The sequence below is a fragment of the Mycobacterium sp. genome (assembly GCF_036488105.1).
GTDB lineage: Bacteria > Actinomycetota > Actinomycetes > Mycobacteriales > Mycobacteriaceae > Mycobacterium.
Map to the genome: position 1 here is coordinate 1 of NZ_DASXHW010000340.1, position 5,356 is coordinate 5,356.

At 67.6% G+C, this 5,356-nt stretch carries 4 protein-coding genes; 2 read left to right on the top strand and 2 right to left on the bottom strand.

Annotated elements, in window-relative coordinates; translation table 11 throughout:
* A partial coding sequence (locus VGH54_RS18465) for a carbon starvation CstA family protein (RefSeq protein ID WP_331513528.1) occupies window positions 1-846 on the bottom strand: 846 nt, incomplete at its 3' end.
* Between the two features lie 45 nt (window positions 847-891).
* Complete coding sequence (locus tag VGH54_RS18470) at window positions 892-2,427, bottom strand: ATP-dependent DNA ligase (protein ID WP_331513529.1); 1,536 nt, start codon at window positions 2,425-2,427, stop codon at window positions 892-894.
* Between the two features lie 96 nt (window positions 2,428-2,523).
* Here VGH54_RS18470 and VGH54_RS18475 point away from each other — a divergent pair, with 96 nt between their 5' ends.
* Window positions 2,524-3,282, top strand: a complete 759-nt coding sequence (locus VGH54_RS18475) for an SDR family NAD(P)-dependent oxidoreductase (RefSeq protein WP_331513530.1) — start codon at window positions 2,524-2,526, stop codon at window positions 3,280-3,282.
* Between the two features lie 178 nt (window positions 3,283-3,460).
* Window positions 3,461-5,356, top strand: a 1,896-nt coding sequence (locus tag VGH54_RS18480) for an acyl-CoA dehydrogenase (RefSeq protein WP_331513531.1), incomplete at its 3' end; no start/stop codon positions are given.

A 5,356-nucleotide genomic window follows, 5' to 3' on the forward strand; every position in this document is an offset into this window, starting at 1 on the left:
ATTGAACCACGATGCGCCCCAGGCTGATTCGGCGACGACATCGCCGGACGCCACGGCGAGCATCAACAGCACGAAACCGATCACGGACACTTCCGCTACCCGCCCGGGTCGCAGGAACCGCAGATAGCAGCCCATGAACAAGGCAATCGGGATCGTCATCGCGATGGAGAACACGCCCCAGGGACTTTGCGCCAATGCCCGCACCACCACCAGCGCGAGCACCGCGATGATGATCACCATAATGACGAAGGTCCCGACCAGAGCGGCGGCACCGCCGATGGCGCCGAGCTCGTCGCGGGCCATCTGACCCAGCGAGCGGCCACGGCGCCGGGTGGAGATCCACAGCACCAGGTAGTCCTGCACGGCGCCGGCGAACACCGCGCCGATGATGATCCAGATGCTGCACGGCAGGTAGCCCATCTGGGTGGCAAGCACCGGGCCGACGAGCGGTCCGGCCCCGGCGATCGCGGCGAAATGGTGGCCGAACAACACCCGCCGATCGGTGGGCACGTAGTCGATGCCGTCGTCGAAAACCTCTGCGGGCGTGGCGTAATCGTCGCGCGGACGCACGATCTTTGCCTCTATCAGCCGCGCGTAGAACCGGTATCCGATGACGTAGGTACAGATCGCCGCGACGACCAACCACACCGCGTTGACCGTCTCGCCACGGGCGAAGGCGATGATCGCCCAGGCCACTGCTCCGAGCACGGCGATCACGCCGATGAAGATTTTGTGCTTGGTGCCGATGGGGGAGCGGTCGATGATGGCGACCGGCGGCAGGTCGGCGTCAGTGTGGATGTAGCTGAGGTATTGGGTATCGGGCGTCGGCTGCGGCGGTGCGGCCACGGCGCCTCCTGTCGTGTCAACACGCGAAACTGGGCCGCTGGCAGCTTAACCCCGGTATATGGCGCGCACCGTGTCGATGGTGTCGGCTTCGTCGGGGCGTTTGTCGTCGCGGTAGCGCAGCACCCGGGCGAACCGCAGCGCCAAGCCGCCGGGGTAACGCGACGAGCCCTGCACACCGTCGAACGCCACCTCGACCACCTGCTCCGGCCGCAGTTGCACGACGTAGCCCTCGGTGCCGCCCGCCGCCAGCTCCTGAAACCGGACGGTCTGCCACTCCAGCATCGCGTCGGTCATACCCTTGAACGTCTTGCCCAACATCACGTAGCCGCCACCGGCCGGGTCGAGGGCACCCAGATGAATATTCGACAACTTTCCTTTACGCCGGCCCGACCCCCACTCGACGGCCAACACCACCAGATCCAGGGTGTGGACCGGCTTCACTTTGAGCCACCCGGCCCCGCGGCGGCCCGCCTCATACGACGCGGTCAGCGACTTGGCCATGACGCCCTCGTGGCCGGCAGCCAGCGTCGTATCCAGGAAGTCGCCGGCGGCAGCCGGATCCGACGTGATCAGCCGATCGACGCGGTTCCGCGCGGGCACGATGTCGTCGAGCACCGCGGCGCGCTCGCTGGTAGGCGCGTCGAGCAGGTCGATGCCGTCGCGGTGCAGGATGTCGAAGAAGAAGACCGAAAGCGGCTGGGCGGTGCGGGCGGCCGCGACGTCGACCGACCGGCCGAAGCGTGAGGCGGTGACCTGGAAGGGCTGTGGCCGGCCGTCCGGACGCAGCGCGATCGCCTCGCCGTCGGCGATCAGCTCGCGAACCGGCAGCGCCAAGGTTGCCTCGACCACCTCGGGCAGTCGCGCGGTGACGTCGTCGAGGCTTCGGGTGTAGACGGTGACCTGATCGCCCGCTCGGTGTATCTGCACTCGGGCGCCGTCCAGCTTCGCCTCGAAAACCCCTGTACCGCCAAGCTTTTCCAAGGCTTCTCCGACGCCCGAGGCGGTCTGGGCGAGCATCGGGCCAACTGGCCGGCCCACCTGCAGGGTGAACGCGTCCAACGCGGCCGCACCGCCGGTTAGGGCCGCGGCTGCGACTGCCGGCAGTGCGCCGCCAAGCATCGCCGCCCGCCGCACGGTGGCGGCGGGAATCTGCGTCGCCGCGGCGACCGCATCGGCCATCACACCGGCCAGCGCGCCCTGGCGGAGTTCTCCGGTGAGTAGGTGCCGAAGAAATGTCTGCTCGACGTCGGTCGCGGACGCGAACAATCCGGCGACGAGGTCAGCGCGTCGCGCTTGCGAGCCCTTGCCCGACACCGCGCCGATCGTTGACAGCGTGGTGTCGACGCCGAGGACGGTCAGGCTGGGTTGCGCCGCGGCCGGCGCCAGCGACCGCAATGCCGCCCAGCCCACACCGATTTGGCGTTGCGGCAGGTCGCCGGACAGCCATGCCACGACGATCGCGACCAGCACGGGATCAGACTTGGCCTGGCTCAGCAACTCGGCGATCCGCGCGATCTTGGCCCGCCGCGAAGCCGAGCCACCCACGTCAACCGAGGTCGTCGCCACGTCGATCAGCAGCACAACCCACCTTTACACGCCTGACCGACAACGTCACGCGGCGCCGCGATAGCGTGCAGCTAACGCGCGGGCACTGCCCGAACAAACAAGGAGGTTTGAATGGAGATCAACGGCAAGAAGGTCGTCGTCATCGGCGGCGCCTCGGGCATGGGCCGCGCCAGCGCCGAGTTGCTGCACGCCCGTGGTGCCAGCGTCGCGATCTTTGACCGCGAAGAGTCAGACGGCAAGGAGGTGGCGGCCGGTATCGGTGGTGACTTCTACCCGGTGGACGTCACCGACTTCGCCGGCACCGAGGAAACGCTGAAGACGGCTGTCGACAAACTCGGTGGCCTGCACGTCACGGTGACCACGGCCGGTGGCGGCATCGCGAAGCGGACCATGTCGAAATCCGGTCCGCACGATCTGGAGTCCTTCCAGTCGGTCGTCGATCTCAACCTCATCGCCTCGTTCAATATCAGCCGGCTGGCGGCCAGCTACATGAGCCAGAACGAACCCGAGGACGAGGAACGCGGCGTCATCATCAACACCGCGTCGATCGCGGCATTCGAGGGCCAGATCGGTCAGGTCGCCTACACCGCGGCCAAAGCCGGGATCGCCGGCATGTGCCTGACCATGGCACGCGACCTCGGGTCGCTGGGCATCCGCGTATTGGCGATCGCGCCAAGCCTGTTCGCGACCGGGTTGACCAAGGGCATCCCGGACGAATTCGCCAGCGCGCTGACCAAGGATGCGGCGTTCCCGAAGCGGCTGGGCCGCCCGGAGGAGTACGCCAAGCTGGTCGCGGCCATCGTGGACAACCCGATGCTGAACGGCCAGTGCCTGCGGCTGGACGCCGGCCAGCGGTTCGCGCCCAAGTGACGAGCTAGTCGTCAGACGGCGGCGCTACCCGCGCGAGTCAGAAGCCAGGGTCGTGATCGGGGCCAGATCCAGCCCTAGCTTCTATTTCGCATCCCGACCGACCACCCGGTTGGGAGGCCGGCGGATTTAAGTACACTCTTTGCCACCGGCCAACGGCGTCCTAGAGGAAGGCCCTGCCATGGGTATCGCACTGACCGACGACCACCGCGAACTCGCCGAGGTAGCCCGCGGGTTTCTCGCCTCGCAGAAGGCCCGCGCAGCCGCGCGGTCGCTGCTGGATGCGCCCGAGGAGGGCCTACCGCCGTTCTGGCAAGGCCTCGCCGAACTCGGCTGGCTGGGACTGCATATCGACGAGGAGCACGGCGGTTCGGGATACGGGCTGCCCGAACTCGTCGTCGTCATCGACGAACTCGGACGTGCAGTGGCGCCGGGGCCATTCGTACCGACCGTCATCGCCTCTGCGGTGATCGCCAAAGACGGCTCAGCCGAACAGAAGTCGCGGCTGCTGCCGGGCCTGATCGACGGAACCGTCACCACGGGCATCGGTCTGGGCGGCAACGTCAGCCTGAGCAACGGCGTGGCCGACGGTGACGCCGGCATCGTGCTCGGCGCGGGCCTCGGTGACCTGCTGTTGATCGCGGCCGGTGACGACGTGCTGGTGGTCGAGCGCGGCCGCTCCGGCGTCTCCGTCGAGGTCCCGGAGAATTTGGACCCGACCCGGCGCTCCGGACGGGTCCGGTTGGAGAAGGTCAGCGTCAGCGACGACGACGTCCTGCCGGGAGCACACGACTCGGCACTGGCACGGGCGCGGACGCTGCTGGCCGCCGAGGCGGTCGGTGGAGCTGCCGACTGTGTCGACTCCGCCGTAGCGTACGCCAAGGTGCGCCAGCAGTTCGGCCGGACCATCGCCACGTTCCAGGCCATCAAGCACCACTGCGCGAACATGGTGGTGGCCAGCGAGTCGGGCATCGCTGCGGTGTGGGACGCGTCCCGCGCCGCGTCCGAGGACGAGGAGCAGTTCCGGCTAGCGGCGGCTTCGGCTGCGGCACTGGCGTTTCCGGCCTACGCGCGCAATGCGGAACTGAACATTCAGGTGCACGGCGGGATCGGATTCACCTGGGAGCACGACGCGCACCTGCACCTGCGCCGCGCGTTGGTGACGACGGCACTGTTCGGTGGGGACGCACCCGCCCAGGACGTGTTCGAGTTGACCGCCGCCGGTGTCGCCCGGGAGAGCAGCCTGGACCTGCCGCCCGAGGCCGAGGAAATGCGGGCCCGGATTCATGCCGACGTCGCCGAGCTCGCCAAGTTGGACAAGCAGGCGCAGCGCGACAAGCTGATCGAGACCGGCTACGTGATGCCGCACTGGCCCAAGCCATGGGGGCTGGCCGCAGATGCTGTGGAGCAGTTGGTCATCGAAGAGGAATTCCGTGCCGCGGGCATCAAGCGCACCGACTACGGCATCACCGCGTGGGTGATCCTGACCCTGGTGCAACACGGAACGCCGTGGCAGATCGAACGATTCGTCGAGAAGGCGCTGCGTAAAGACGAGATCTGGTGTCAGCTGTTCTCCGAGCCCGAGGCCGGTTCTGACGCGGCGTCGATCAAGACCAAAGCCACCCGGGTCGACGGGGGCTGGAAGATCAATGGCCAGAAGGTGTGGACCAGCGGGGCGCAGTACTGTGCGCGCGGTCTGGCCACTGTGCGCACCGACCCGGAGGCCCCCAAGCATGCCGGCATCACCACGGTGATCGTGGACATGAACGCCCCCGAGGTCGAGGTGCGTCCACTGCGCCAGATCACCGGCGGGTCGGACTTCAACGAGGTGTTCTTCAACGATCTGTTCGTGCCCGACGAGGATGTGGTTGGTGAACCCAACACCGGCTGGACGGTCGCGCGGGCCACGCTGGGCAACGAGCGGGTCAGCATCGGCGGCAGCGGATCCTTCTACGCGGGTTTGGCCACGCAACTGGTTCAACAGGTCAAGGATCAGCCGGATCGGTTGGCGGGCGGGCGAACTCGGGTCGGCCGATACCTGGCCGAGGAGAATGTGCTGCGGTTGCTGAACCTGCGC

Coding starts and splice junctions, on each gene's coding strand:
- VGH54_RS18475 (WP_331513530.1), top strand. CDS start 2,524: ATGGAGATCAACGGCAAGAAGGTCGTCGTCATCGGCGGCGCCTCGGGC.